The organism is Acetobacter estunensis, assembly GCF_011516945.1.
Lineage (GTDB): Bacteria > Pseudomonadota > Alphaproteobacteria > Acetobacterales > Acetobacteraceae > Acetobacter > Acetobacter estunensis.
In genome coordinates this window covers 85,207-108,545 of sequence record NZ_WOTH01000008.1, presented here as the reverse complement: position 1 = coordinate 108,545, position 23,339 = coordinate 85,207, and the positions used below count along the sequence as shown (strand labels likewise).

General features: G+C 59.3%; 21 protein-coding genes. 10 read left to right on the top strand and 11 right to left on the bottom strand.

The window, feature by feature from the left end:
- Positions 1-73: 73 nt before the first annotated feature.
- A complete protein-coding gene (locus GOB87_RS06070; RefSeq protein WP_166313813.1) occupies positions 74-1,429 on the top strand; it encodes an ABC transporter ATP-binding protein in 1,356 nt (451 codons plus the stop codon).
- Positions 1,430-1,469: 40 nt separating this feature from the next.
- On the opposite strand, the gene GOB87_RS06065 is transcribed toward GOB87_RS06070, so the two are convergent.
- The 3 genes from GOB87_RS06065 to GOB87_RS06055 all read right to left on the bottom strand — a co-directional run bounded on the left by GOB87_RS06065 (position 1,470) and on the right by GOB87_RS06055 (position 7,581).
- Entirely contained in the window at positions 1,470-4,136 is a 2,667-nt protein-coding gene (locus GOB87_RS06065; RefSeq protein ID WP_408737112.1) for a M16 family metallopeptidase, read from the bottom strand.
- 137 nt (positions 4,137-4,273) lie between these two features.
- Positions 4,274-5,068 (bottom strand): SDR family NAD(P)-dependent oxidoreductase, encoded by a 795-nt coding sequence (locus GOB87_RS06060; RefSeq protein ID WP_166313811.1) that lies wholly within the window; start codon positions 5,066-5,068, stop codon positions 4,274-4,276.
- Positions 5,069-5,145: 77 nt separating this feature from the next.
- Positions 5,146-7,581 carry a DUF3772 domain-containing protein gene (locus GOB87_RS06055; RefSeq protein WP_242006190.1) on the bottom strand — a complete coding sequence of 812 codons (2,436 nt, stop codon included), beginning with the start codon at positions 7,579-7,581 and terminating at the stop codon, positions 5,146-5,148.
- A gap of 247 nt (positions 7,582-7,828) precedes the next feature.
- On the opposite strand from GOB87_RS06055, the gene GOB87_RS06050 reads away from it, so the two are divergent.
- Positions 7,829-9,769, top strand: coding sequence for an OPT family oligopeptide transporter (locus GOB87_RS06050; RefSeq protein WP_194303226.1), 1,941 nt, complete (start codon positions 7,829-7,831; stop codon positions 9,767-9,769).
- 9 nt (positions 9,770-9,778) lie between these two features.
- Here GOB87_RS06050 and GOB87_RS06045 read toward each other — a convergent pair whose 3' ends face one another.
- Together GOB87_RS06045 and GOB87_RS06040 are read right to left on the bottom strand one after the other, a co-directional pair.
- Positions 9,779-10,333 carry a TadE/TadG family type IV pilus assembly protein gene (locus tag GOB87_RS06045; protein WP_242006189.1) on the bottom strand — a complete coding sequence of 185 codons (555 nt, stop codon included), beginning with the start codon at positions 10,331-10,333 and terminating at the stop codon, positions 9,779-9,781.
- Positions 10,330-10,926 carry a TadE/TadG family type IV pilus assembly protein gene (locus GOB87_RS06040; protein WP_166313807.1) on the bottom strand — a complete coding sequence of 199 codons (597 nt, stop codon included), beginning with the start codon at positions 10,924-10,926 and terminating at the stop codon, positions 10,330-10,332. The genes GOB87_RS06045 and GOB87_RS06040 overlap by 4 nt, the downstream gene beginning before the upstream one ends.
- A 200-nt stretch (positions 10,927-11,126) precedes the next feature.
- Between GOB87_RS06040 and GOB87_RS06035 the strand changes: the two genes are divergently transcribed.
- Positions 11,127-11,336 (top strand): heavy-metal-associated domain-containing protein, encoded by a 210-nt coding sequence (locus GOB87_RS06035; RefSeq protein ID WP_166313805.1) that lies wholly within the window; start codon positions 11,127-11,129, stop codon positions 11,334-11,336.
- Between the two features lie 17 nt (positions 11,337-11,353).
- The gene (locus tag GOB87_RS06030; protein ID WP_242006188.1) at positions 11,354-11,773 is read left to right on the top strand and encodes a hypothetical protein; all 420 of its coding nucleotides are present in this window, start codon (positions 11,354-11,356) and stop codon (positions 11,771-11,773) included.
- A gap of 6 nt (positions 11,774-11,779) precedes the next feature.
- On the opposite strand, the gene GOB87_RS06025 is transcribed toward GOB87_RS06030, so the two are convergent.
- Positions 11,780-12,349 carry an HNH endonuclease gene (locus GOB87_RS06025; RefSeq protein ID WP_242006187.1) on the bottom strand — a complete coding sequence of 190 codons (570 nt, stop codon included), beginning with the start codon at positions 12,347-12,349 and terminating at the stop codon, positions 11,780-11,782.
- Positions 12,350-12,497: 148 nt separating this feature from the next.
- Between GOB87_RS06025 and gluQRS the strand changes: the two genes are divergently transcribed.
- From gluQRS to GOB87_RS06010, 3 genes are all read left to right on the top strand, one after another.
- Positions 12,498-13,355 (top strand): tRNA glutamyl-Q(34) synthetase GluQRS, encoded by an 858-nt coding sequence (gene gluQRS, locus GOB87_RS06020; protein ID WP_166313801.1) that lies wholly within the window; start codon positions 12,498-12,500, stop codon positions 13,353-13,355.
- Positions 13,356-13,497: 142 nt separating this feature from the next.
- A complete protein-coding gene (locus GOB87_RS06015; RefSeq protein WP_166313799.1) occupies positions 13,498-14,700 on the top strand; it encodes a pyridoxal phosphate-dependent aminotransferase in 1,203 nt (400 codons plus the stop codon).
- A gap of 18 nt (positions 14,701-14,718) precedes the next feature.
- Positions 14,719-15,927 (top strand): pyridoxal phosphate-dependent aminotransferase, encoded by a 1,209-nt coding sequence (locus GOB87_RS06010; protein ID WP_166313797.1) that lies wholly within the window; start codon positions 14,719-14,721, stop codon positions 15,925-15,927.
- Between the two features lie 13 nt (positions 15,928-15,940).
- Here GOB87_RS06010 and GOB87_RS06005 read toward each other — a convergent pair whose 3' ends face one another.
- Positions 15,941-16,789, bottom strand: a complete 849-nt coding sequence (locus tag GOB87_RS06005) for a 2OG-Fe(II) oxygenase (RefSeq protein ID WP_166313795.1) — start codon at positions 16,787-16,789, stop codon at positions 15,941-15,943.
- A 173-nt stretch (positions 16,790-16,962) separates the two neighbouring features.
- Between GOB87_RS06005 and GOB87_RS06000 the strand changes: the two genes are divergently transcribed.
- Positions 16,963-18,642, top strand: a complete 1,680-nt coding sequence (locus GOB87_RS06000) for a M3 family oligoendopeptidase (protein WP_166313845.1) — start codon at positions 16,963-16,965, stop codon at positions 18,640-18,642.
- A 135-nt stretch (positions 18,643-18,777) separates the two neighbouring features.
- On the opposite strand, the gene groL is transcribed toward GOB87_RS06000, so the two are convergent.
- Positions 18,778-20,421 carry a chaperonin GroEL gene (groL, locus tag GOB87_RS05995; RefSeq protein ID WP_166313793.1) on the bottom strand — a complete coding sequence of 548 codons (1,644 nt, stop codon included), beginning with the start codon at positions 20,419-20,421 and terminating at the stop codon, positions 18,778-18,780.
- A 56-nt stretch (positions 20,422-20,477) separates the two neighbouring features.
- The gene (locus tag GOB87_RS05990) at positions 20,478-20,771 is read right to left on the bottom strand and encodes a co-chaperone GroES (protein WP_166313791.1); all 294 of its coding nucleotides are present in this window, start codon (positions 20,769-20,771) and stop codon (positions 20,478-20,480) included.
- 348 nt (positions 20,772-21,119) lie between these two features.
- On the opposite strand from GOB87_RS05990, the gene arsC reads away from it, so the two are divergent.
- Entirely contained in the window at positions 21,120-21,470 is a 351-nt protein-coding gene (gene arsC / locus GOB87_RS05985; protein WP_166313789.1) for an arsenate reductase (glutaredoxin), read from the top strand.
- A 23-nt stretch (positions 21,471-21,493) separates the two neighbouring features.
- On the opposite strand, the gene GOB87_RS16945 is transcribed toward arsC, so the two are convergent.
- The gene (locus GOB87_RS16945; RefSeq protein ID WP_264806520.1) at positions 21,494-21,616 is read right to left on the bottom strand and encodes a hypothetical protein; all 123 of its coding nucleotides are present in this window, start codon (positions 21,614-21,616) and stop codon (positions 21,494-21,496) included.
- 17 nt (positions 21,617-21,633) lie between these two features.
- The gene (locus GOB87_RS05980; protein ID WP_166313843.1) at positions 21,634-22,113 is read right to left on the bottom strand and encodes a flavin reductase; all 480 of its coding nucleotides are present in this window, start codon (positions 22,111-22,113) and stop codon (positions 21,634-21,636) included.
- 180 nt (positions 22,114-22,293) lie between these two features.
- Here GOB87_RS05980 and GOB87_RS05975 point away from each other — a divergent pair, with 180 nt between their 5' ends.
- A complete protein-coding gene (locus GOB87_RS05975; protein ID WP_166313787.1) occupies positions 22,294-23,337 on the top strand; it encodes an enoyl-CoA hydratase/isomerase family protein in 1,044 nt (347 codons plus the stop codon).
- Positions 23,338-23,339: the final 2 nt, after the last annotated feature.

Here is a 23,339-nt window from a genome sequence, read left to right as displayed (position 1 = left end):
GGATAATTTTACGGCCAGTGCCATCGCACGACGCGACTGCGCGCCCTGATATTTGCATGGCACAGGATCCTCCATGACCGACGCCTCTCCTCCTCCGCCCCGCAGTGACATCCTGCTGTCCTTGCGGGGCATAAGCCAGAGCTATCCTCACGAAAACGGCGCCCGCGACGGCTCCTCTGTAAAAGTGCTGGACGATATCTCGCTCGATGTCGCATCCGGGGAAATAGTGGGACTGCTCGGACGGTCCGGCTCCGGCAAATCCATGCTTCTTCGCATCATGTCCGGTCTGTTGCAGCCCGAAGATGGCAGCGTGTTGTGGCATGGAACACCCATGAGCGGCCCCGTTCCGGGTATAGCGATGGTTTTCCAGACTCCGGCGTTGTTTCCCTGGCTCAATGTGGAAGACAACGTCGAGCTGGTGCTTGAAGCCACTGAACTGAACCGCCAGCAGCGCAAGGCCCGAACGGAAGAAGCAATGGACCTGATCGGTCTGGGGGGACATGAGAATGCGCGTCCGCACGAACTCGGCGGAGGTCTGGCCCAGCGCGCGGGTATCGCGCGGGCGCGGGCGGTGCATCCGGAACTGTTACTGATGGACGAGCCGTTTTCGTCACTGGACGTGCTGAGTGGCGAGAACCTCCGCACCGATCTGGTCGAACTGTGGTGCGAGGGCAAGCTGCCCGTAAAATCCATCCTCATGGTCACGCATAATATCGAGGAAGCGGTCCTGATGTGTGACCGCATCCTCGTCTTCTCCGCCAATCCGGGACATGTGGAGCATGAGATCGCGGTGATGCTGGAACATCCGCGCAACCGCGACGATCCGGCTTTCGTGGAACTGGTGGACCGTATCTATGCCCTGATGACACGCCGCGCGGCCGTCATTTCGGAGGCGATGCTGCCAGAGGAACGCACGGCCCTTCCACCGACACCCCAGCATACCCCCATCACACCCGTCACGGTCGGCAGTATGATCGGTCTGATCAAGGCTTTGGCGGCGGACCCGCTCGAAGGACGCGCCGACCTGCCCCTGCTGGCCGCCCGGGCGCAGCTTGCGCTGGATGATCTTTTCCCGCTGGTGGAAGCCTTGGAGCTTCTGGAACTGGCCGAGCCGGAAGATGGGGACATCCTGCTTACACAGGAAGGCCATCGCTTTGCCACCAGCGAATTCGATGAACGCAAGATCATCCTGCGTCACGCGCTGCTCAATGAAATCCCGTTGGTGAAATCCATCTGCGCCGTACTGGACGAACGCCCCAACCACGCCGCCAGCGCCGAGAAGTTCCGTGAAGAACTCGAAGAGTGCATGTCATCGGCTTACGCCCGGCAGACACTCCAGACGCTCATCATGTGGGCCCGTTACGCCGAGTTGTTCGATTATGACGAAGGAATGGACCAACTCGTTCTGAGCCGCGATGAAACGGACTGAGAACGGGACTGTGCCTGCCAGCAGTCCCGTTCTCCACTCCTCACCACTTCGGGGCTGGCCCCTTCACGATTTCCGCCAGATCGTTCGTCCGCACCCATTTGCGGAATGCATTGCGCACACCCTCCGCCGTCGCATCATGATACGCCTTCGCCGCAATGTCAGGCGTATCCAACGGCAGGCCCAATTCCATCAGGTGCAGATATTCCCCCGCGATGGCACCCAGACTGGCACGGCCAAGCGGCAGCCCCCGCAACAGGGCGGATTTGGCAATCAGCAGTTCGTTGTCCGAGATCGGGGTATCCTGCATGGCACGGAGATCGCGCTGTGCGGCCTCCCGCGCCTTGCCCACCTTATCGGGGTCCGCGCCAAAGGAGATGGAATACGCGCCTCGTGTGCGGCTCCAGTCAAAGCTGCTGCTGACATTGTAGACGTAGCCGGTCTTCACCCGCAGATCGCGGTAAAGCCGCGAGGAAAATCCACCTCCCAGCACTTCATTACCCACCGTCAGCAGGAAATGATCCGGGTTCGCGGCCGTCAGGCCGATGCTCTCAGGCAACGTGACCGTATCCTGCAAGCTACTGTGATCCGGCACATGCGCTCGTGAGGCCTTGCTGTCAGGCCGCGTGGGAAGATCCACAACAGGCTTCGGCCCGACCGCCTTCCAGCCACCGAATGTCTTTTCCACGACACTGCGAGCCTGTGCCGGTGTCACGTCACCCGTCACGACAATGGTGGTCATGTCCGGGCGCCAGACAGCGGCATAATACTGTTTCACGTCATTGAGTGTGACTCCCATGACGGATTGCGGCGTCGTCTCACGCAGCGTCGGGTCGCCCTTGGGTGAAAGAGCCACTTCGATGGCGCGTCCGAACAGATAACCGGGAGCGACAAGCTGTCCCGCCTGCGCCTGTGCGATCTGTTGGCGCACGATGGTGAAATCCTGCTGCGGGAAAGCCGGACGCAGTTCGTTCTCGGCAAGCAGGTTCATCGCCGGCTCGAACTTAGCGGACGGCGCACGCAGGGAGAAACCCGATCCAGCGCTGGCCCAGGCCGGCACTTCATCGAGCGCCTTGCGGAAGGCCAGACGGTCATGATCCTGCGTGCCGTAGGAAAACAGCTCTTCCGTCACGTCTTCCACGCCTTCCTTGCCCTTGGGCTCCTGAAGATCGGCGTTGTGACGGACGAAACCGGCCACTTCCACGGTGTGACTGACATGCGACGGATGAACGATAAGCGTCAGACCGTTGGGCAGCACATCCACATCGGGTTTGGGTGCGGGGGGCGGCACGTTCAACTGCGCCAGCGCGCTTTCCGCCCAGTCCGGCAGTTTCACTGGCTTTTCGGGAACTTCGGTGAACGACTCCGCACCACCGAACCCTGAACCCGAGACCGGCTTGCCGGAACTCTCAGGCGTCAGCACGGCCGTCACGGCGCGGCTCGGGTCCAGCAACTGTGCGGCCAGACGGTTCACCCCCTCCGGTGTCACAGCGCGGTACGCCGCGATCATGTCATCGGGAGACGAGAGATTCTTGAAGGCCAGCGCCTGCGACCAGATTTCCGCCAGCCCACTGACCGAGTTGGCCGAGAACTCAAGCTGCGCGACTTCCTTGGTCTTGGCCGCCTCGACCAGTTCTGCGGGCACTCCCTTCTCGCGAATGGACGCCAGCACGCTGCTCACATCCGCCAGCACTTTCTTCGAATCGCCACCTTTTGGAAAAGCCGCCAGCGCGATCCCGAAACCTGCCTGTTTTTTGGGTGCGAACTCGAAGCCTGCGTACAGCGCCTTCCCGGCGGGAACGAGCTGAAACAGTGCCCCACGCTGGCTGGCCAGCACATCGGAGAGAATATCGGCCGTGGCGAAATCTTCCGCGCTCAGACCGGGCATCGGAAAAGCGATGGTGGCGAAGCCCACCGAATAATCTGTTGGGAAAGACAACGTCTGCGCGGGAGCAGGCGCTGGCTTGACGGGCGTGCGCGCAGGGAGCGGACGTGAGGGAATGGCACCGAAAATATCGCGTATCTGCGCGAGGGTGGCCTGCGGGTCCACATCTCCCGCGATCACAAGGATCGCATTATTGGGCGCATACCATTTCTCGTAGAAGCTGCGCAGAAGAGCTGCCGTCGTTCGGTCGAATGAGGGGCGCGTGCCCAGGGCGTCATGCTCATAGGGCGTGCCTTTGAACAGGATAGACTGAAGCTGCGAGATATAGCGGTAGGCCGGACTGGAGAGATCGCGGGAGACTTCCTGCTCGATTGCGCCGCGTTCCTTGTCCCAGTCGGCCTCAGAAAGCGTCAGCCCCTTCATCCGCAGCGCCTCGATACGCAGCAGAACGCCTAGATCCTCGGCCGGCGCGGTGTAGAAATACTGCGTCACGTCTTCGATCGTATCGGCGTTATAACTGCCACCAAGACGCGCGCCGAGCACCGCAAGCTGGTCCTTGTCCAGTCCATCACTGCCCCGGAACATCATATGTTCCAGCGCGTGAGCGGTTCCGGGAAAACCAGCCGGTGCCTCCGATGAACCGACAAGATAGTTCAGTTCCGTGGTTACGACCGGCGCCAGACGATCCTGCACGATCACGACACGCAGGCCATTGGAAAGGGTCTCGCGGGTAACGGGTGCCGCTGTCTGCATGTCCACGGACACGATGTCCGCGAGAGCCGGGGAAGGAGCCACCATGGCCGTTCCCAGCGTTGTGCCCGCCATTAGGGCAGCGCAAAGAAGTGGGCGCGTCATCCTTGAAAAATCAACCAGCGTCATCAGTTCGGCAGTCCGTTACCACAAGAGGGCCGGATCATGCCGACCCGATCACATTCTGTCACGGGGCGTTCACGTCACGGCAGTCAGGAGGAGGTTCTGCGAAACCGCTTCATTCCCCGACGCCCCAGATATGTGAGCAACGGCAGGAAAAGCCGCTGCAACGGTGGAAACATCATGCACAGGCGGCCAAACACACCGTCGCACACCGGGGTAAACCATTCCTGTCCCGGTCGGGCCGCAGCTTTCATGACCAGATCGGCAATTTGCTGGGGATCGGCAGGCGCGCTGACAAAATTGAGCACCGAGCCGCCATGGTCCATCTCGTTGCGCAACATTCCCGTATTCACAGCGCCGGGAAACACGGACGACACAGTAATCCGCCGAGGTTTCATCTCCACAGCCAGCGCCAGAGCAAAATTGCGCAGACCCGCCTTCGTCGCAGCATAAACGGAGCTTCCCGGCAAAGGAAAGACGGCCGCAAGCGAATTGACGAAGACGATCCTGCCGCCTGTCCGCATGACGGGCAGAAGACGCGATGTCAGCAGAATGGGGGCCGTCAGGTTGACGGCCACCTGCGATTCCAGCAGCGCGGCATCCAGTTCCGACACGGCGCAGGGGGAAATGGCGCCAGCACAGTGAATCAGCACATCCACTGTGGACGTGAACGCACTTACGTCCCGAACCGCAGCTTCCACGGACGCCGGATCTGTCAGATCGCAGGCGATATGTCGCAATCCCGCCGCTGCGGGCCGCGGAGGACGCCGTCCCAGCACAATCACTTCATAGCCCGCGCCAAGAAGACGGGAGGCGATGATCCGGCCGATTCCCCCGGAACCTCCCGTCAACACCGCCACGGAGGCCCGGCTTTCCTGCTGCATTCTCCGGGTTTCTCCGGCGGCGTTACTCATGTCCTACCCCTGACTGCCGACCCGGAAGGCCGATAATGGGGCGCACCTTATCCCGGGTTGTCGAGAGTGGCGACCACCCCTTTTGCATGGAGGGCTTCCCACACAGCCAAACGCGCCTGATTGGCGGCAGCGCTGACATCACGGGGGGAGGCTGTTTTCCCGGCAATGTCGAGCGACACCATGTCCGATTTGATGTCCCCGAGCGACACCGTGGGAGCCGGTGTTTTCAGCAGTCCGTTCACATGCGAGAGCGCGTCCGAAATGGCCGAGATCGCCACCGAAAGATCGGTGCCGAGCGGCAGACTGATGGAAAACGCCATGCTGCCCGCAGGCCGCCCGAACGTCGCGTTCCGCACGGCGGAGGTGATGAACTGGGAGTTCGGCACGATCAGCGTGGACCCATCCGACAGCGCGAGATCGGTGGAACGAACACTGATGCGTCGGATGTCACCCACCTTGCCGCCAATCTCCACCATGTCACCGATGGTGACAGGCCGTTCCGCCAGCAGAATCAGGCCCGAAACAAAGTTCTGCACAATGGATTGCAGACCGAAACCGATACCAACCGACAGAGCGCTGACCACCCATGTCATGCTGCTGACCGTCACCCCAAGAGCCGACATCATGGTGAGCATCACCAATATCCACGCCACATAGGTCAGGATCGTCAGAATCGAGGTTTGCGCCCCAAGATCGAGCGAGGTGGTGGGAAAGAAGCGCCGGGAGAGCCACTTGCGCACCGTGTGGATGATGTAGTGTCCAAGGATCGGCAGGGCGAGGCATTCAAGCAGCACTTCGAATGACAGCGAGACGTTGCCGATCTTCTGCCCGGACACCACATGCGCGATGTTGTCCACGATCACATCGAAGTCGAAATCCCCGCCCGACTGGGCCACGGCTAGCGCCACGAAGACGAGAAAAACCCCGAACAGACCGCTGGTGACGACGCTGACCTGATCCACCAGACGCGGTGCCAGACCGAGCGAGACGAGGTGCCGTCCCATGCGACCGCTGCTGGAGAACTCCACGCTGGCCATGTTGCTGACCAGTAAATAGGACAGCGCCAGCACCATGAGCGTAACGGCCATGGAACAGATCCATGAGAGCACGATATAGCCAAGGGGGATGTAGCCCGTAATCAGCGCCGCCACCCCGAACAGGGAAAGGCCGAACGCCACTACGCGCGCGCCGCGCCCCAGAAGGCTCTGCCGCAAACCTTCATCCGCACCGGACGAGGCAGGATGGAGCACGATCTGCCGAGGAGCGGAATACAGCAGAAAAGCCGTGGCCAGCATGAAGGCGGCATCCGGGATCTGCACCGTGGTCTGCCCGATGCCGCTCTGGAGATCGACATAGCGCAGCACACCGCGCACCAGCAGCAGCACAGTAAACCCCAGCGCATGTGCCCTCAGCGCCCGAGCCGCTGTGTTGCCCAATGGCACCAGCCGCCAGTCCCGATTGTCGGGCGCAAGCACCGACAAGGAGGCACCCAGCATGAATCCCGCCAGAAGACATTGGCTGCCCACCATTTCCGCCAACTGCTCAAGATGGGTTCCATCCATGTCCGCGCCGTTGGTCAGCCCGACCCATATCAGCAACGCCCCTCCACCGGCGCACAGCGTGCACAGGCCGGAAAAGAACGCGGTAGCCAGAATCTGCCGAAAATAGCCTGCGGATGGCTGAAGACGCGCGGCCAGTCGGCGTATCTGGCGTTGCAGGAAAAATGGCGCGACGAACACGATGCCTGCGCTGGCAAGGATGCCGAACAGTGCCAACAGCCGCCAGCCTTTCGTCGAGATCGCAAGAGCATCGGACGCCTCGCCTCCCAGTTCACTTAGCCGCGCCCGCGTGTCAGGAAACTCATCCCTCACCTGTCCCCAGAACGCGGGCGTAAGAGGCGATGGAAAATGCTCCAGCAGGCGTGCCTGCTGGGCCGCGTCGTTGCGCTGGCTCAGTACCAGCACGATCTGATGGGCCTCAAGCGCATACAGCCGTGCTCGCGCCAGCCGTGCCTTCAGATCCTGCTGCGAGAGAAGAATGCGCTTGCGTTGCGCCGTAACGGAAGCGGCCTCGGCCGGTTCATCCTTGCCCGGTTCCTTGCCGATGGCCTCGATAAAACTCTTATAGATCGCTTCATATGGTTCCAGCCGCGCCACCATGGCCCGAGCCGCCGCTTCGTCCGCCGATGCCTCACGTGTCAGACTCGAAACCGTATCGGTGCCACTGCCCGCGTGCATGTCCACCCGCGCCATGAAAACATGGCGTATGGAGACCTCCAGATCATCGAGAGCCTTGTCAGAGACCACATCGGAAGGGCATGCGATCAGCGTATCATGATCGGACGGGGCATCCGCAGCATGAAGCGGTGCGGCAAATAGCGTGAAGACCAGAAGCAGGCAGGAAAGAAGAGCTACGCAGGAGGCGAAGGAACGGGAAAAGACAGGAAATGCAGTCTCATCGGAGATCATTTTTCGTGCGGTCATCACTCTATATGCTCTCAACTGCCCTGCCATTATCCGCACGCCATCCCTTTCTGCGTCACGAGACGCTTTCATTTTTCGCGTCCCATCCTGTTTTCAGGCCATCGGGGTGCGGTCATCATGCTGTGTGCATGTATCCGCGTCGATTCCATCGGCCAGTCAGGGAGTTAACGAATGAAATCCGTTTCGGCTCCCTGCGCTGGGCACGAACATGATTGACGCACAGCCATCATCCCCTTGCGGAGCCTCAATGCCACGGTCTGCCTCTTCCCGCGAACTCACAGTGCGTGGCCTCATACTCGGCGCCCTCATCACCGTCGTGTTCACGGCGTCCAACACCTATCTCGGCCTGAAAATCGGTCTCACCTTCGCGTCCTCCATCCCCGCCGCCGTCATTTCCATGGCTGTGTTGCGGATGCTCGGTGGAGGCAGCATCCTGGAAAACAACATGGTCCAGAGTCAGGCTTCCGCCGCCGGGACCATTTCCACCGTTTTCGCGGTTTTCCCGGCGCTCATACTCGTTGGGCACTGGGCACGCTTTCCCTTCATCGAGACGGCGGGGCTGACGGCCATAGGCGGCATGACCGGTGTTCTTTTCACCATTCCCTTGCGCCGGGCGCTCGTAACGGAAAGCAGTCTGCCTTATCCCGAAGGCGTGGCCGCCGCCGAGATTCTCAAAGTTGGGCAGGAAGCGGTTGAAGCTGGCGGCAATCATCGTGGTCTGATGGCCCTGCTGAGTGGGGCCGGGTTGGCCGCCATCCTATCCTTTGCCACAGGTGGCCTGAGACTTCTGGCCGATGGGGCCTCTCTGACACTAACTCTCGGCTCGGGGATTTTCCGCCTTTCGACTGGATTCTCACCAGCACTTCTTGGGGCTGGCTATCTTGTGGGGATTTCCGGTGGGCTTGCCATGCTCACAGGCTACGCCCTTTCATGGCTCATCGCAGTGCCGTGGCTGACCGCCATCACACCCAATCCACACCACCTTGAAGCGAGCGCCTTCGCCACCTCCATCTGGCTGCACGATGTCCGCTTCATCGGTGCAGGGGCGATCGCCCTCGCCGCTTTCTGGACCTTGGGCGAACTGGCGCTTCCCGTCATCCGTGGCGTGCGCGAGGCACTTTCAACCACCACGCTCCGTAGCGACACTGACCGCGACCTTTCCCCTCGCACCATTCTTCTGACCGGCAGCGTTCTCGCCCTCGCGTTCATGGGGATGCTCGCCGTCTTTCTCTGGCCCTTCACCACGTCCGTCCTGTCCGCTGCTCTTTTCGGCACATTGTTCCTCTTCGTATTCGGTTTTCTCACAGCCGCCGCCTGCGGTTACATGGCCGGGCTGGTGGGCTCCTCATCCTCTCCCATTTCAGGAATCGTGCTGATCGCCACCGTCATGGTCTGTTCGCTGATGCTGCTGATGGAACATCTCGGTGCACTGCCTGCGGCTTTCGCCGCCAACGATCACCATCTGGCCATTGCGTTCGCCATCGTCATCCTTTCCGGCATTGTCGCTTCAGCTTCCATCTCCAATGACAATCTTCAGGATTTGAAAACCGGCCAATTGGTGGGGGCTTCGCCATGGAAACAGGAGGCCGTTCTGCTGCTCGGATGCGGCGTTGGCGCGCTCGTGGTACCCATTGTGCTGAACCTGCTGTATCAGGCTTACGGCTTTGCTGGCGCGCTTCCTCGCCCCGGCATGGACCCGACCCATGCCCTCGCCGCGCCGCAACCCGCTATCGTCACGATGATTGCTTCGGGCATTTTCCGTCAGAATCTCGACTGGACGATGCTTGCTATCGGCGCGGGCATCGGCATCGCACTGATCGTGGTGGACCGCCTCCTACGCCGCCGGAATCTTGCCCTGCCACCGCTTGCCGTCGGCATCGGGCTTTATCTGCCTCCCGCCGTCTCCACGACCTTGGCCGTGGGGGCGCTGCTCCGATGGTTTCTCGACCGACGCCGGAAGACCGCCCACCACGGAGCGGATGACGGCACGATGATCGCCTCCGGTCTCGTCGTGGGAGAAAGCCTCATGGGTGTGGCACTGGCAGCCATCTCGGGACTGAGCGGAGCGGACGATCTTCTGGCGCTGGGAACAGGGGCCGCATGGTGGAACTCGGCCGCTGCCATGCTCGGCTTTCTTGCCTTGTGCCTGTGGTTTGTCCGACACGTCCTGCGTGCGCCCGCCTCCTGATATCCTTGTTCAGGAACCGGAAGAACTGGTGAGCGGAATGGACGTCGAACGCCGCGGCACCATGAACAGTTTTTCCGAAAGAGTCAGATTTTTGGACATGAAAGCCGACGCCAGACTGGGCACATAAGCGTAGCTGACCTCGGCATAGATCAGATATGAAGTGCTTGCCGTGCTCGAATCCGTGGGCACCGTAATGGTGCTGCCTGTCGCCCGTGCGGTGGCTGTTCCCGAGGCCCTGCTCCACACAACCGTACCCGTGCCCGCACTGGTCACACTAAGCTCCGAGACAACCATTCCAGCCGGCGTAGTGGAATAGGGCTCCAGCACCAGCTTGGATGCCGAAAGCACCAGCGAAACATCGGATTCGGCCATGGTCGTGTACTGGGTTGTGACATTCGCAAGTGTACGGGCTGCGGCCGTCACTTTACGCGACACGATGACAGCATCCTCCAGCGTAATCCCACCGACAAGCATCATCACCAGAACAGGCAGCAGAAGCGCGAATTCTATCGCAGCAGCACCTCGCTGGCATCGCCCAAGACCATGCCCTTTCGACTCCATCATGAAGAAGGCTCTACTTTGATAACGGACGTCGAGACGAGAAGATGTGCATTGGAGCCCGTCGTCACAGCAGAAAATCCACCGATATCTCCCAGAACCGGCATGGCATAGAGCATCTGGAGAACCACGACACTGCTCGCACTACCTGGATCGTATTGTGTCGTTCCGGTAAGGTTCCCGCTGGAATCCAGCGTTGTCGTGGGAATACTGATATTGACGTCGCTATAATTGTTGGCTGTCTGCACATTGATGACCAGCCGCGAACACGACATGAATGACGGAAGATTGGCACAAGCCAGTGATTTGAAGTCAGATGCCTGCCCTGCCGCTGGCGCCTGTCCTGTCAGAAGGAGCCGCGACATCTCGTCGGACACGCTGTCCAGAGCGCTTTGCGTAAAATAGATCAGACTTACGGTGAAAGATGCGAAAATCAGTCCCAAAAGCGGGATGACCAGCATCGCAAACTCGATCACCGCGCTCCCTGCCCGGTCATGGAACAGGCGCCGCATATCATGCCACAGCGCATCGCACATACGAAGAAGCCTGCCGCCTTCGCGCACGTTTTCCACGCTTGCCTGAAAGTCTTCAGATGGCATGAATGCAGACCGCCTTTCCTTGCGTAAGCGGCTTTACTTTATCGCACGGCTATTAATGGGCCGTTTAAACTTTTGCTCTCTGCCCACAGGCTCGCTCTGGACAGTTGCGGCTCAGGGGGGGATGTTGCTGGACAACAGGGGTGCGGATAATCCCGTCACCACCATCGAACGCAGTCAGAGACGACGGAAAGGGAAACCAAGTGCAAACAGCCACGCTCATGGTCGAAGGCATGACATGCGACGGATGCGTGAAAGCCATCACGCGCGCGCTCGAAGCCATTCCGGGTGTTCACGCCGTCCGGGTATCACTGGAAAAGGGATCGGTTGCCATTGACTACGACCCCAAGGAAACCGGTCCGAGCAACTTCGCTCCTTCCATTGAGGCGGCTGGCTTCACCGTACTCGGCTGAGGCGGCACCGCTTTCGCATGGGCGCAATGTCACGGTCGGGCTTCAACGAAGAGAGCGGACGTGGCACAAGCCCATCCTTCCAGATGTCAGGAATCAACGAGGTCGTGGTGACGTATTCAGCCGCCCGTGCACAGCCGGAAGCCACCTCCATGCAACGCATGGCGCGACGGGCCTTTCCTTTCGTCGCCCTTGCCCTTGCCGCGTGTTCTCCCGAAATGGGCCGCACATGGAATGACACCGATATAAGCTGCCTGCGCAAGCAGATGGGAGATGCGGTTCACACCTCCTTCCCCCTTGCTGCCAATGAGTGTCAGCGCCTGACCAATCACAACACCATTTTCGGCGCCGATCACGCAAAGATCATTCCGCTGGACCTGAAGGGCGCACCGGATCTTCAGGCACTCGCTGAAGAATACGGCTACAGCTACACCAAATAAACGGGATCAGCTTTCCAGTTCGACATCCCAGTAGAGATAGTCACGCCAGCTTTCATGCAGATAATTGGGCGGAAAGGCCCGTCCATTCTCCTGCAACAGGCGCGTATTGGGCTGAACCGGACGGCGACGGGGAAACATCTTGATCTCATGTGGCATATGCGACGCCTTGAGCAGATTGCACGAACTGCACGCCGCCACGACATTCTCCCACGTCGTCTTGCCGCCACGACTGCGCGGAATGACGTGATCGAAGGTCAGGTCATGTGTGGGCAGTTGCTCATGACAGTACTGACAGGAAAAATTGTCCCGCAGAAACACATTGAAGCGTGTGAAAGCCGGTCGTCGGGCCGTCGGTACATATTCCTTGAGCGCGATCACGCTCGGAAGCTTCATGCGACAGCTTGGAGAACGGACCTCCGCTTCATATTCGTTCAGCACGGATACCCGATCGAGGCACACGGCCCGAATGGTGTCCTGCCATGACCACAGGGAAAGCGGAAAGTAGGAAAGCGGTCGAAAGTCCGCATTCAGAACGAGTGACGGATAGTGCATACTGCCACTGGACAAGGCGCGCATCCTTTTCCCGGAGACGGCCCATGATCCTGCTGGCATGTAATCGAAACCGGCCATCAGTGGTCACGCGTCGTCGAGAACTCTTCGTGAACCATAATCCCTTATTCGCAGCGTTCGCAAGGAAGCGACCGCTCTTTTGCATGACGTCCTCATGACAGATACGCCCCTCACCACCCGCTTCGCTCCAAGCCCAACCGGCCCCCTGCATCTTGGCCATGTCGCCGCCGCCTTTTTCGCACGCGATCATGCCGGTCCCCATGGGCGCTTCCTGCTTCGGATCGAGGATATCGACACCACGCGCTGCCGCGAGAAGTTTATCGCCGAGACACTCGAAGACCTCGCATGGGTCGGGCTGGCATGGAAGGGCGACGTCCTGCGACAGTCCCGGAGAATGCCGCTCTATCAGGAGACCCTGACGCATCTCAGTGAACGCGGCCTGCTTTATCCGTGTTTCTGCACCCGCTCGGAAGTCCGACGCGAAGCCGCAGAAGCCTTTTCTGCCCCCCATCACGCGCCCGATGGCAGTCTGATCTATCCGGGAACCTGCCAGCACATGGCCCCCGCAGAACGGCAGCGGCGTCTGGCGGAAGGACAACCGCACACGCTCCGGCTCGATGTTGCGAAAGCGCTCGCGACACTGCGCGCGCCTTTAATGTGGAGAGAATTGGATGGCTCTCGGGTACTTTGCCATCCCGAAGCATTCGGGGACGTCGTTCTCGCACGGCGCGACACGCCCGCGTCCTATCATCTGTGCGTCACGCACGACGATGCCGCGCAAGGCGTAACGCTCGTGACACGTGGAGAAGACCTGCGCGATGTCACGTCCATCCATCGACTGCTCCAGGAATTGATGGGGTGGCCCGAGCCGGTTTATGCCTTTCACCCACTCCTGTGCGACGCCAGCGGAAAGCGTCTGGCAAAACGGGATGGCGCGCTTTCCATCCGCGCCCTGCGCGAAGCGGGCGCCACACCGCACTCGGTCCGTCAGGCTGCGAGGCTGTCGGCCTGACGACTCTGACACTGCGCTTCTTACCCTTTGTGATGAGGAAGCGGTTTCGGAAACGGTGGAAAGATTCTATCTTCCCGCCCCGCCGACGCAAGGTCGGCCATCGGCCCATCAGGCCGGCCTTCTTTTCCTCGGGAACGAGACCATGTCCTTCATCGCCGACCGCCTGAACAAGATCAGCCCCAGCCAGACGATTGCCATCTCGGCCAAAGCGCGCGCCCTCAAGGCCGCCGGGCGCGACATCATCAGCCTTTCGGCCGGCGAGCCCGATTTCGACACACCCGCCAACATCCGTGCAGCCGCGATCAAGGCCATCGAGACCGGACAGACCAAATACACCGACGTTGCCGGAACGCCCGCCCTTCGCGCCGCCGTTGCCGAACGCTTCCGCAAGGATTCCGGTCTCGATTACAAGCCTGAGGAAATCATCGTCTCCACGGGTGGCAAGCAGGTGATTTTCAACGCCATGGTCGCCACCATCAACAAGGGTGATGAAGCCATCATCCCCGCACCGTGCTGGGTGTCCTATCCTGACATCGTGGCGCTGGCCGATGGTATTCCCGTAGTGGTGCCGTGCCGTGCAAAGAACGGCTTCAAACTGACGGCTGAGGAACTGGAAGCCAACATCACGTCCAAGACGAAATGGTTCTTCCTCAACTCCCCCTGTAATCCGACGGGAGCGGCCTATTCCGCTGAAGACCTGCGTCCGCTGTGCGACGTGCTGCTCAAGCATCCCAATATCTGGATCTTCACCGACGATATCTACGACAAGCTCGTCTATGACGGATTCAAACCCGCCACCATTCTGCAGGTCGAGCCGCGCCTGCGTGACCGCACCGTGACCATGAACGGCGTGTCCAAGGCCTATGCCATGACCGGCTGGCGCATCGGCTTTTCTGGCGCTCCGGTGGAACTAACCAAGGCGATGAACAAGCTGCAGGGGCAGTCCACCTCCAACCCCTGTTCCATCGCACAGGCCGCAGCACTGGAAGCTCTGACCGGCCCGCAGGACTTCATCGCCACGATGTGCGAAACCTATCGCGAACGCCGCGATCTGGTGGTGTCGATGCTCAATCAGGCTACTGGCCTGACCTGCGCCCGCCCCGAAGGCGCGTTCTACGTGTTCCCGTCCATGGCAGGCTGCTTTGGCAAGCGCACAAGCTCCGGCACCGTGATCGATACGGATGAGGCGTTCGTCACGGCCCTGCTGGACGAAGAAGGTGTGGCTGCAGTGCATGGTTCGGCCTTCATGTTCGCCGGTCATTTCCGTGTGTCCTACGCCACGGACACGGAAAGCCTGCGTGAAGCCTGCACGCGTATCCAGCGTTTCTGCGCTTCACTGCGCTAGAAGAGGCCAACACAGCATATGACGGGACCAACTCTCGCCCACCGTCTCGATGGCCTGCCCGCTCCTGCGACCATCGAGATGTCGCGTCAGGCACGCGCGCTGAAAGCGCAGGGACACGACATCATCAGCCTGGCGTTGGGCGAACCTGACTTCGCCACGCCGGAGGATGCTGTTGAGGCCGCTCATCAGGCGGCCCTGAGGGGTGAGACGAAATATCCCCCCGTCGATGGCACGCCGGCTCTGAAAGCGGCCATCGCGCGGAAGTTCGAACGCGACAACGGTCTGACCTTCGCGCCTGACGAACTGATGGTCAGCAACGGTGGCAAGCAGGTCATTTTCAACGCCTTCATGGCGACGATTGATCCCGGTGACGAAGTGGTTGTCCCTGCTCCCTACTGGGTGAGTTATCCTCTAATTGCACGGATGTTTGGCGGCGTGCCCGTTCATCCCGTGTGCGATGAGGCTGATGGCTTCAGTCTGCGCCCCGAACGGCTGGCTGCTGCCATGACACCTCGCACCAAGTGGGTGGTGCTGAACTTCCCCAACAACCCCACGGGAGGGCTGTGTTCGGAAAGCGATTTGCGCGGTATCGCAGAGGTGCTTCGCAAATGGCCGGATGTCTGGATTTTATCGGACGAAATATATGAGCATCTCGTATTCGATGAACATCGTTTTGCGTCGTTTGCCGCTATAGCGCCAGATCTGCGTAACCGCATCGTCACCATGAACGGCATGGCGAAAGCCTATGCCATGACCGGCTGGCGGGTGGGGTTCGCGGGAGGACCGAAACGACTGATCGCCGCCATGCGATCGGTCCAGAGCAACGCCACATCCGGCATTTGCACCGTTGCGCAGGCCGCCGCAGCAGCGGCCCTCGATGGTCCGCAGGATATGATCCGCGATATGGTGACCACCTACGAGCGACGTCGAAACCTGATGGTTCAGGCGTTGCGCGACATTCCCGGTCTGAGCTGCGCCATACCCGCCGGTGCGTTCTATGTGTATCCGGGTGTGACTGGTTGTCTCGGCAAAACCACGCCCGCAGGCCGGAAACTGGTCACGGACACGGACTTTGCCATGGCGTTTCTGGAAGAAGCCTACGTTGCAACGGTGCCAGGAAGCGCGTTCGGGCTTGCGCCCTATCTGCGCCTCTCCTGCGCCACATCCAACACACTGCTCATTGAAGCGTGCCAGCGTCTGCGCCACTTTGTTGCATCACTGGCCTGAAACGCCTGCTTCATTACTTGTCTTTGAGGTAATGGAGGAGGCGTGAACAGGCTTTTCGCATGCCCGTCACCATGGGCTGCGGCAGTTGTTCACGCAGGAACATCTGCGCCCTACGTTCCATTGGAATATCGGAACGTCGCAGATACCGTGTGGTTTCTACTTCAAAAAGAGGATCAGAATCCGTATTGTCCGTATAGAAATAGGCAATCAATGCGCGACGGCATCCCTTCTTCACCGGTTCCGGATAACCGTGCAGGGCTGTAGGGGACTGCTCCATGACAAGCGTGCGGCCAAAAATCGGCGCGATAAAGGCTTCCGGTCGTTCCGTAGAACTGTTCCACAGTTCCAGACTTCCTTCATCCTCTTCCTGCCAGTCGGGATTGAGATAAGTAATAACAGCCAGAGTATTGCGTTTTTGTGTACGTGGATGCTTCTGGAAATCCACATGAATCTGGAAATGTCCGTTCTGGCTGGCCTCATGCAATCCGCCACCAAAAAGCTCGATATCCGGCTGCAAACCGGCAATACCTGTTAGTTTTTCAAGAAATTGAATAAAATCGGGAGATTTAACGGCCGTAAAATAAGACAGAAGCGCCGGCGGCATCGCATCCCATCTGTTAAGCTGACGCTTTTTTTGAAGAGCCGTATAATGAGGGTCCCAAGATGTCTGGGGCAATACATGTGCTTCTTCCAGAATAGAAGCAAGAAAATCTGCACTAAAGAGACCGTCTATGGAAATATGAGGAAAAGGTTGAGCCCGCCGAAAATTTTCATTCAAATGCATCAGAATGGAAGAAGAGAACTCTCCCCATAACCATGTCTCATTTGCGGTTTCCACGCCACATAGAGAAGAAGCGCTCATATCCGTTTTTCCGAGGCAAATAGCCCATTATCTAATTTTCTACACATACCCCAAGAACGTGTCGTGACGGTTTTCTTTCCCCTACTCACGCACTCAATAACCGAGCGCCACATGCCAATGATCGTGCTGCAATTACGATGGACGAACCCATCGGCCCCATGCACGATGTGGCAATGATGAACAACTTCTCTTCCCTGAATTTTCCCCGTCCGACAGCCGCCGAACTGGACAGTCGGTTCGGTGCCGTCCTGTCGCTCATTGAATCCAATGATCTCACTTCGGCGCTCGACCGGTTCGATCATGAACGTCGCACATTCGAGAGTTGGGCTGCCCTCGTGCATCTGAGATTTTCCCAGAACACCCGCGACGAGACGACGCGTTCTGAGCGCGACTATGCTGACCAGTTGACGCCCAAGGTCACGGCTCATGAGGTGAAGATCAAGAAACGGCTTCTGGCAGCCGATCTCATTGCAGACGTGAGAGAGAAGATCGGTTCTCATGTGGCCGAACTCTGGCAAAGCGACATCACGACCTTCGACTCCCGCATCGAAACAGCATTGGAAGAAGAGGCGCGCCTCAGCGGCGACTACACATCCCTTCTCGCCTCTGCCCGGATCACTATCGACAATAAATCCGTCAACCTTTCGGGCCTCGCCCCTTGGCAGGAACATCCCGATCGCACCGTCCGACACACTGCCGAGCAGGCGCGCTGGTCTTTCTTCGCCGAAAAAGGTGAAGAACTCGATACTCTCTATGACCGCTTAGTCTCTCTCCGGCATGGAATGGCCCAGACTCTCGGCTTCGATACCTACACACCGCTGGGTTACCGACGCATGCGGCGCGTGGATTACGGGCCAACTGATGTCGCGCTGTTTCGCGATGAAGTCGCCACCCATGTGACCCCGCTCGTCGCCACGCTGCTGGAGAAACGCCGCGAAGACATGCAATGGCCGGAACTGCGTTACTGGGATGAAAGTTTCATCGATCTACACGGCAATCCAAAACCTGCGGGTGGATATGACCTTCTGATCGAGCGAGCGCAGACAATGTTCGACCGGATGCCCGGTCAACTCGGAGCGTTTTTTCGCATGATGGTCGAAGGGAATTATCTCGACCTGAAAAACCGCGATGAAAAGGCAGGCGGCGGCTTCTGCACCTCATTCCCCGATGCGGGGATGCCCTTCATTTTTGCCAACTTCAATGGAACGCATGGCGACATCAATGTCTTCACCCACGAAATGGGCCATGCCTATCAGAACTGGCGCAGTCGTATGCTCCCCTGCATCGATGAATTGTGGCCAACGATGGAAGCGGCCGAGATCAATTCCATGGGACTGGAGTTTCTTACATGGCCGCACATGGATCTGATGGTGGAAGATGGGGCTGCGGAACGATTTCGCCACATGCACCTCATCGGTTCGCTCTGCTTCCTTCCCTATGGCGTCTGTGTGGATCACTTCCAGCACGAAGTGTACGCCCACCCGGACATGACACCGCTGGAACGGCATGAAACATGGCGGAAATTGGAACGCCATTACATGCCCTGGTGTGACTATGGCGACCTTGCCTATCCCGCGATGGGCGGTCGCTGGCAGGCTCAGGGCCATATCTATCGCAGCCCGTTCTATTACATCGACTACACACTGGCCCTGTGCTGCGCGATGCAGCTGTGGCTGCTTTCCCGACGTGACGAGGCAGCGGCCATGCGCGCCTACGAACAGCTTTGCGCACAGGGCGGCTCGGCTCCTTTCACGAAACTCATCGCCGACGCTGGACTGGTTTCTCCCTTCGCACCCGGTGCTCTGGCCGAAGTGGTGAAGGAAGCCTCGGCCTTTCTCAACCAGACCACCTGACACATAAAAATCTGCGTTCCAAAAAGAAAAGGGCTTCTGCAACCCTCGTTGCAGAAGCCCTTTTCATCTGACCAGCGACCGGACAACAGCTCGAAAGCTGCTGTCCGGTGACCCGATCGCAACCCTTGGCTACGATCAGAAGTCCATGCCGCCCATGCCACCCATGTCACCACCGGCGGGCATAGCAGGCGCCTTCTTCTCCGGACGCTCAGCGACCATGGCTTCGGTCGTGATGAGCAGACCGGCCACCGAAGCCGCATCCTGCAGAGCCGTGCGCACGACCTTCATCGGATCGATGATGCCTTCCGCGACGAGATCCTTGTAATCCCCCGCCTGCGCGTCGAATCCGAAGGTGTAGGTGCTGTTCTCAAGCACTTTGCCAGCGATTACAGCGCCATCTTCACCCGCATTATGCGCGATCTGACGCAGCGGAGCCTGAAGAGCCTTGCGGATGATCTCGCCGCCGACCTTCTGGTCTTCGTTGTGGTAGTGCAGATCGGACAGAGCCAAGGAAGCGCGAGCAAGAGCCGTGCCACCACCCGGAACGATGCCTTCCTCGACGGCAGCGCGGGTTGCGTGCAGCGCATCGTCCACACGATCCTTGCGCTCCTTCACCTCGATCTCGGTCGAACCGCCCACGCGGATGACCGCAACGCCACCGGCCAGCTTCGCCAGACGCTCCTGCAGCTTCTCACGGTCGTAGTCCGAGGTGGTCTCCTCGATCTGCGCACGAATCTGCTTGCAACGGCCCTTGATGTCGTCGCTGTTGCCAGCACCTTCGACGATCGTGGTGTTTTCCTTGTTGATGTGGACCTTCTTGGCCTGGCCCAGCATCGGCAGTGTGACGTTCTCAAGCTTGATGCCGATGTCTTCGCTGATGACCTGACCACCCGTGAGGATGGCAATGTCTTCCAGCATCGCCTTGCGACGATCACCGAAGCCCGGGGCCTTGACGGCCGCAATCTTCAGGCCGCCACGCAGCTTGTTGACAACCAGCGTCGCCAGAGCCTCACCATCGACGTCCTCGGCAATGATCACCAGCGGACGACCGGACTGCACAACCGCCTCAAGCAGCGGCAGGATCGGCTGAAGCGAGGAGAGCTTCTTCTCGTGGATGAGGATGTAAGGGTTCTCGAGATCCGCCGTCATCTTCTCCGCGTTGGTCACGAAATACGGGGAGATGTAGCCACGGTCGAACTGCATGCCCTCGACCACGTCGAGTTCGGTCTGGATGCCCTTGGCTTCCTCAACCGTGATCACGCCCTCAGCGCCGACCTTCTGCATGGCCAGCGAGATCATCTCGCCGATCTCTTTCTCGCCGTTGGCGGAAATCGTGCCAACCTGCGACGTCTCGGACGGAGACGTGACCTTCTTGGCGTTCTTCTTCAGCTCTTCGACAACCGAAGCCACGGCCTTGTCGATGCCGCGCTTGAGATCCATCGGGTTCATGCCAGCAGCAACAGCCTTGGCGCCTTCACGAACGATGGCCTGAGCCAGCACCGTTGCCGTGGTCGTGCCGTCACCGGCCGTGTCGTTGGTCTTCGAGGCCACTTCGCGCACCATCTGCGCGCCCATGTTCTCGAACTTGTCGGCCAGTTCGATCTCTTTTGCGACCGACACACCGTCCTTGGTGATGCGAGGCGCACCGAAGCTCTTGTCGAGCACCACGTTACGGCCCTTCGGACCGAGCGTTACCTTCACAGCATCGGCAAGAATATCAACACCACGCAGCATGCGCTGACGCGCGTCACTACCGAACTTAACGTCCTTGGCAACCATTGGAAATCATCCTTGAGAAAATGAAAGGGACAGTAAATAGAGGGATCAGAACCGGATCAGCCGGCGATCACGCCCATGATGTCGCTCTCCTTCATGATCAGCAGTTCTTCACCGCCAATCTTCACCTCGGTGCCGGACCATTTGCCGAACAGCACGCGATCACCAGCCTTGACGTCCAGCGCCACAACCTGACCCTGCTCGTTACGAGCACCCGGGCCAACAGAGACGATCTCGCCTTCCATCGGCTTCTCTTTCGCCGTGTCAGGGATGATGATGCCGCCAACGGTCTTTTCTTCACCGTCGAGACGACGGACCACTACACGGTCATGCAGGGGACGGAATTTCGTCATTATGGATCGCTCCACACATCTTGCGACAACGCCCTCGTCTGAAAGCAGCGCTGTCGTATGCCACGCGCTCTACGCCGCGGTGCGTTAGCACTCCCACCCCGGGAGTGCCAGAACAGGAGATAGGTGCCCTTCCCCTCACTGTCAAGGAAAAGAACGAAATAGAGAGTGAGCGGAAAGTTTGTCCTGAGGAATTAAACTTTCATGAAAACACCGACAGGTTTATCTGCCTGTTTCCTCTCTTTCCCATGCCCCATTCATGAGGAAACACTTCTCTCGCGGCGCGTCTCAAAAGGCGCTAAAGGCTACCGCAACACAGCATATCCGGCTGCTGATGACAGGATCCAGACGATGGCAACGCTCTATCACAACCCACGCTGCGGCACGTCCCGCAAAGTTCTGGCCCGCATGCAGGATGCCGGTCTTAACGTTCTGGTGATCGAATATCTCAAGACGCCACCTGACCGTGAGACGCTGGAACAACTGGCAAAAATGGTGGAAGGGAACGTCCGCGCGCTCCTGCGCAGCAAAGAACCTCTGGCAGCGGAACTTAAACTGACGGCATCAGACATCGATGACGCCCGTATTCTCGACGCCATTGCCGCACATCCCATTCTGCTCAACCGCCCCATCGCCGTCACGGAACGCGGCGCGCGGGTCTGTCGTCCAGTGGAACGGATCGAAGATCTTCTCGATGCCTGATTTCGTTCAGAAAGCGACAGCTTTTATTGCGCCACCGACCAATCCATCCAGGCCATCACGCCAATAAAGGCAGCCAGCACGATATGCATGATGATGAGCGCCCGGACAGTAATGACCGGCACATCCTGATTAACTTTTCTTGCCATACCGTCCGCTCTCTCGCTCAGTTGTCGGTAACACCATCGAATGCCTCGACATAAGGCAGGCGATGATAGGACCGATTGAAATAGACAAGCCCGTGCGCTGTCGCGCCAAGACGCAGGGCCTGCACACGACCGAACATTACGGTGTGCGTTCCCTCTTCCACCAATCTGCTGATGCGGCAATCCAATGACACAACCGCTTCATTAAGCACGGGAGCCCCTGTCATCAGCGTTTCCCAATGTCCCGCAGCAAAACGCTCCACCGCGCTCAATGGACCGGCAAACCGATTTGACAGTTCTTCCTGATTTGCCGCCAGCACATTCACGCACATCGCGGCTCCCTCAACGAAAGACGGACGCACCCGTGACGATCGTTTGAGGCAGACCAGAACGGTGGGTGGATCATCCGTGACAGAGCAGACGGCAGAGGCCGTAAATCCCACCGGCTGAGCCAGTGAGCCGGTCGTAACCACCGTCACGGCCGCGCCAAGCCGCGCCATCGCCTCCCTAAACGCCTCTGCGCTCACGCTCACTGCCGCATCCCCCGCTCCCTGATAGACGACCAGCGTCTTTTACGCGCTTATCCGTAGGATATCGGGCACGGCGTCACAACCGGGCATTGAAGAGGAAACGGAATCCGGCACCAATTCGTTTCTCTGGCAAACACGGAGCCTGTCAGCATGAATGCACCTTCTTCCATCCGTTCTGAGCGGTACCGCAGCCTCGGGCGCATTACTCTCGACCGTCCCAACGCTCTCAACGCCATCACCCCCGACATGGCGCGCGAGATCATGAACACCCTGAATGACTGGCGCGATGATCCGGGCATTCTGCGCGTGGTCATCGATTCTTCCTCTCCCCGCGCTTTCTGCGCTGGTGGCGACATCAAAGCCCTGCGTCACATCATCGCCACCCAAGGGCCTGATGTCGCCCACGCCGCCATGTGCGTACCCTACGATGCCATGCTGACCATCGCTCATTACCCGAAGCCTATCATTACCCTAATGGACGGCATCACCATGGGAGGAGGCGTGGGACTGGGCGCTCATGCCCGGCATCGCGTGGTGACGGAACGCGCCGTGCTTGCCATGCCAGAGACGGCCATTGGTCTCACACCCGATGCCGGAGGTTCGTGGCTGCTTGCCCGCTCTCCCGCCCCATATGGATTACGCAATGCCCTGCTCGGTTGCCGGATGCATGGATCCCAAGCTGTCCAGATGGGGTTTGCCGATCACTTCGTATCATCCGCGCGTCTTGCGTCTCTCGTCGAACATCTGGCCGACATCCCACAAGGCACCGAAGGCGAACAACTTTCTGCTATGTCGGAAAGTCTGCCCCCCTTCAAAGACGAAGACTCGCCGGCGGTTCTGAGCGCCTTTACAGCCAGCGCGTCTCTTTCCTCTCATGCCGGATTGAATGAACTCTTCCATCGGCTCAGCCACCTTGAAGACGAAACAGCCGACCGAGACCTCGTTCAACTCCAGAGCGCTTGTCCATTTTCGCTGCATGTGACGTGGCGCATACAGCAAATCCTGAAAGCATCACCTCACACACTCGATGAGGCATTTGCTCTCGAAACGCGCACGGTGCGTCATCTCATCGCACGCGCCGATTTCTCAGAGGGCGTGCGTGCGCGCATGGTGGACAAGGACAATGCCCCCAGGTGGCAGCCGCAAACGATTGAAGACGTTTCATCCGAAGAAATCGAAGCCTGCCTGCGATAGAA

Coding starts and splice junctions, on each gene's coding strand:
- GOB87_RS06065 (WP_408737112.1), bottom strand. CDS start 4,136: ATGGCGGGCACAACGCTGGGAACGGCCATGGTGGCTCCTTCCCCGGCT.
- arsC (WP_166313789.1), top strand. CDS start 21,120: ATGGCAACGCTCTATCACAACCCACGCTGCGGCACGTCCCGCAAAGTT.
- GOB87_RS06055 (WP_242006190.1), bottom strand. CDS start 7,581: ATGACCGCACGAAAAATGATCTCCGATGAGACTGCATTTCCTGTCTTT.
- GOB87_RS16945 (WP_264806520.1), bottom strand. CDS start 21,616: ATGGCAAGAAAAGTTAATCAGGATGTGCCGGTCATTACTGTCCGGGCG.
- GOB87_RS05975 (WP_166313787.1), top strand. CDS start 22,294: ATGAATGCACCTTCTTCCATCCGTTCTGAGCGGTACCGCAGCCTCGGG.
- GOB87_RS06030 (WP_242006188.1), top strand. CDS start 11,354: ATGGGCGCAATGTCACGGTCGGGCTTCAACGAAGAGAGCGGACGTGGC.
- GOB87_RS06010 (WP_166313797.1), top strand. CDS start 14,719: ATGACGGGACCAACTCTCGCCCACCGTCTCGATGGCCTGCCCGCTCCT.
- gluQRS (WP_166313801.1), top strand. CDS start 12,498: ATGACAGATACGCCCCTCACCACCCGCTTCGCTCCAAGCCCAACCGGC.
- GOB87_RS06070 (WP_166313813.1), top strand. CDS start 74: ATGACCGACGCCTCTCCTCCTCCGCCCCGCAGTGACATCCTGCTGTCC.
- groL (WP_166313793.1), bottom strand. CDS start 20,421: ATGGTTGCCAAGGACGTTAAGTTCGGTAGTGACGCGCGTCAGCGCATG.
- GOB87_RS06015 (WP_166313799.1), top strand. CDS start 13,498: ATGTCCTTCATCGCCGACCGCCTGAACAAGATCAGCCCCAGCCAGACG.
- GOB87_RS06050 (WP_194303226.1), top strand. CDS start 7,829: ATGCCACGGTCTGCCTCTTCCCGCGAACTCACAGTGCGTGGCCTCATA.
- GOB87_RS06005 (WP_166313795.1), bottom strand. CDS start 16,789: ATGAGCGCTTCTTCTCTATGTGGCGTGGAAACCGCAAATGAGACATGG.
- GOB87_RS05990 (WP_166313791.1), bottom strand. CDS start 20,771: ATGACGAAATTCCGTCCCCTGCATGACCGTGTAGTGGTCCGTCGTCTC.
- GOB87_RS06000 (WP_166313845.1), top strand. CDS start 16,963: ATGATGAACAACTTCTCTTCCCTGAATTTTCCCCGTCCGACAGCCGCC.
- GOB87_RS06040 (WP_166313807.1), bottom strand. CDS start 10,926: ATGCCATCTGAAGACTTTCAGGCAAGCGTGGAAAACGTGCGCGAAGGC.
- GOB87_RS06025 (WP_242006187.1), bottom strand. CDS start 12,349: ATGCGCGCCTTGTCCAGTGGCAGTATGCACTATCCGTCACTCGTTCTG.
- GOB87_RS06060 (WP_166313811.1), bottom strand. CDS start 5,068: ATGCAGCAGGAAAGCCGGGCCTCCGTGGCGGTGTTGACGGGAGGTTCC.
- GOB87_RS06045 (WP_242006189.1), bottom strand. CDS start 10,333: ATGATGGAGTCGAAAGGGCATGGTCTTGGGCGATGCCAGCGAGGTGCT.
- GOB87_RS05980 (WP_166313843.1), bottom strand. CDS start 22,113: ATGGCGCGGCTTGGCGCGGCCGTGACGGTGGTTACGACCGGCTCACTG.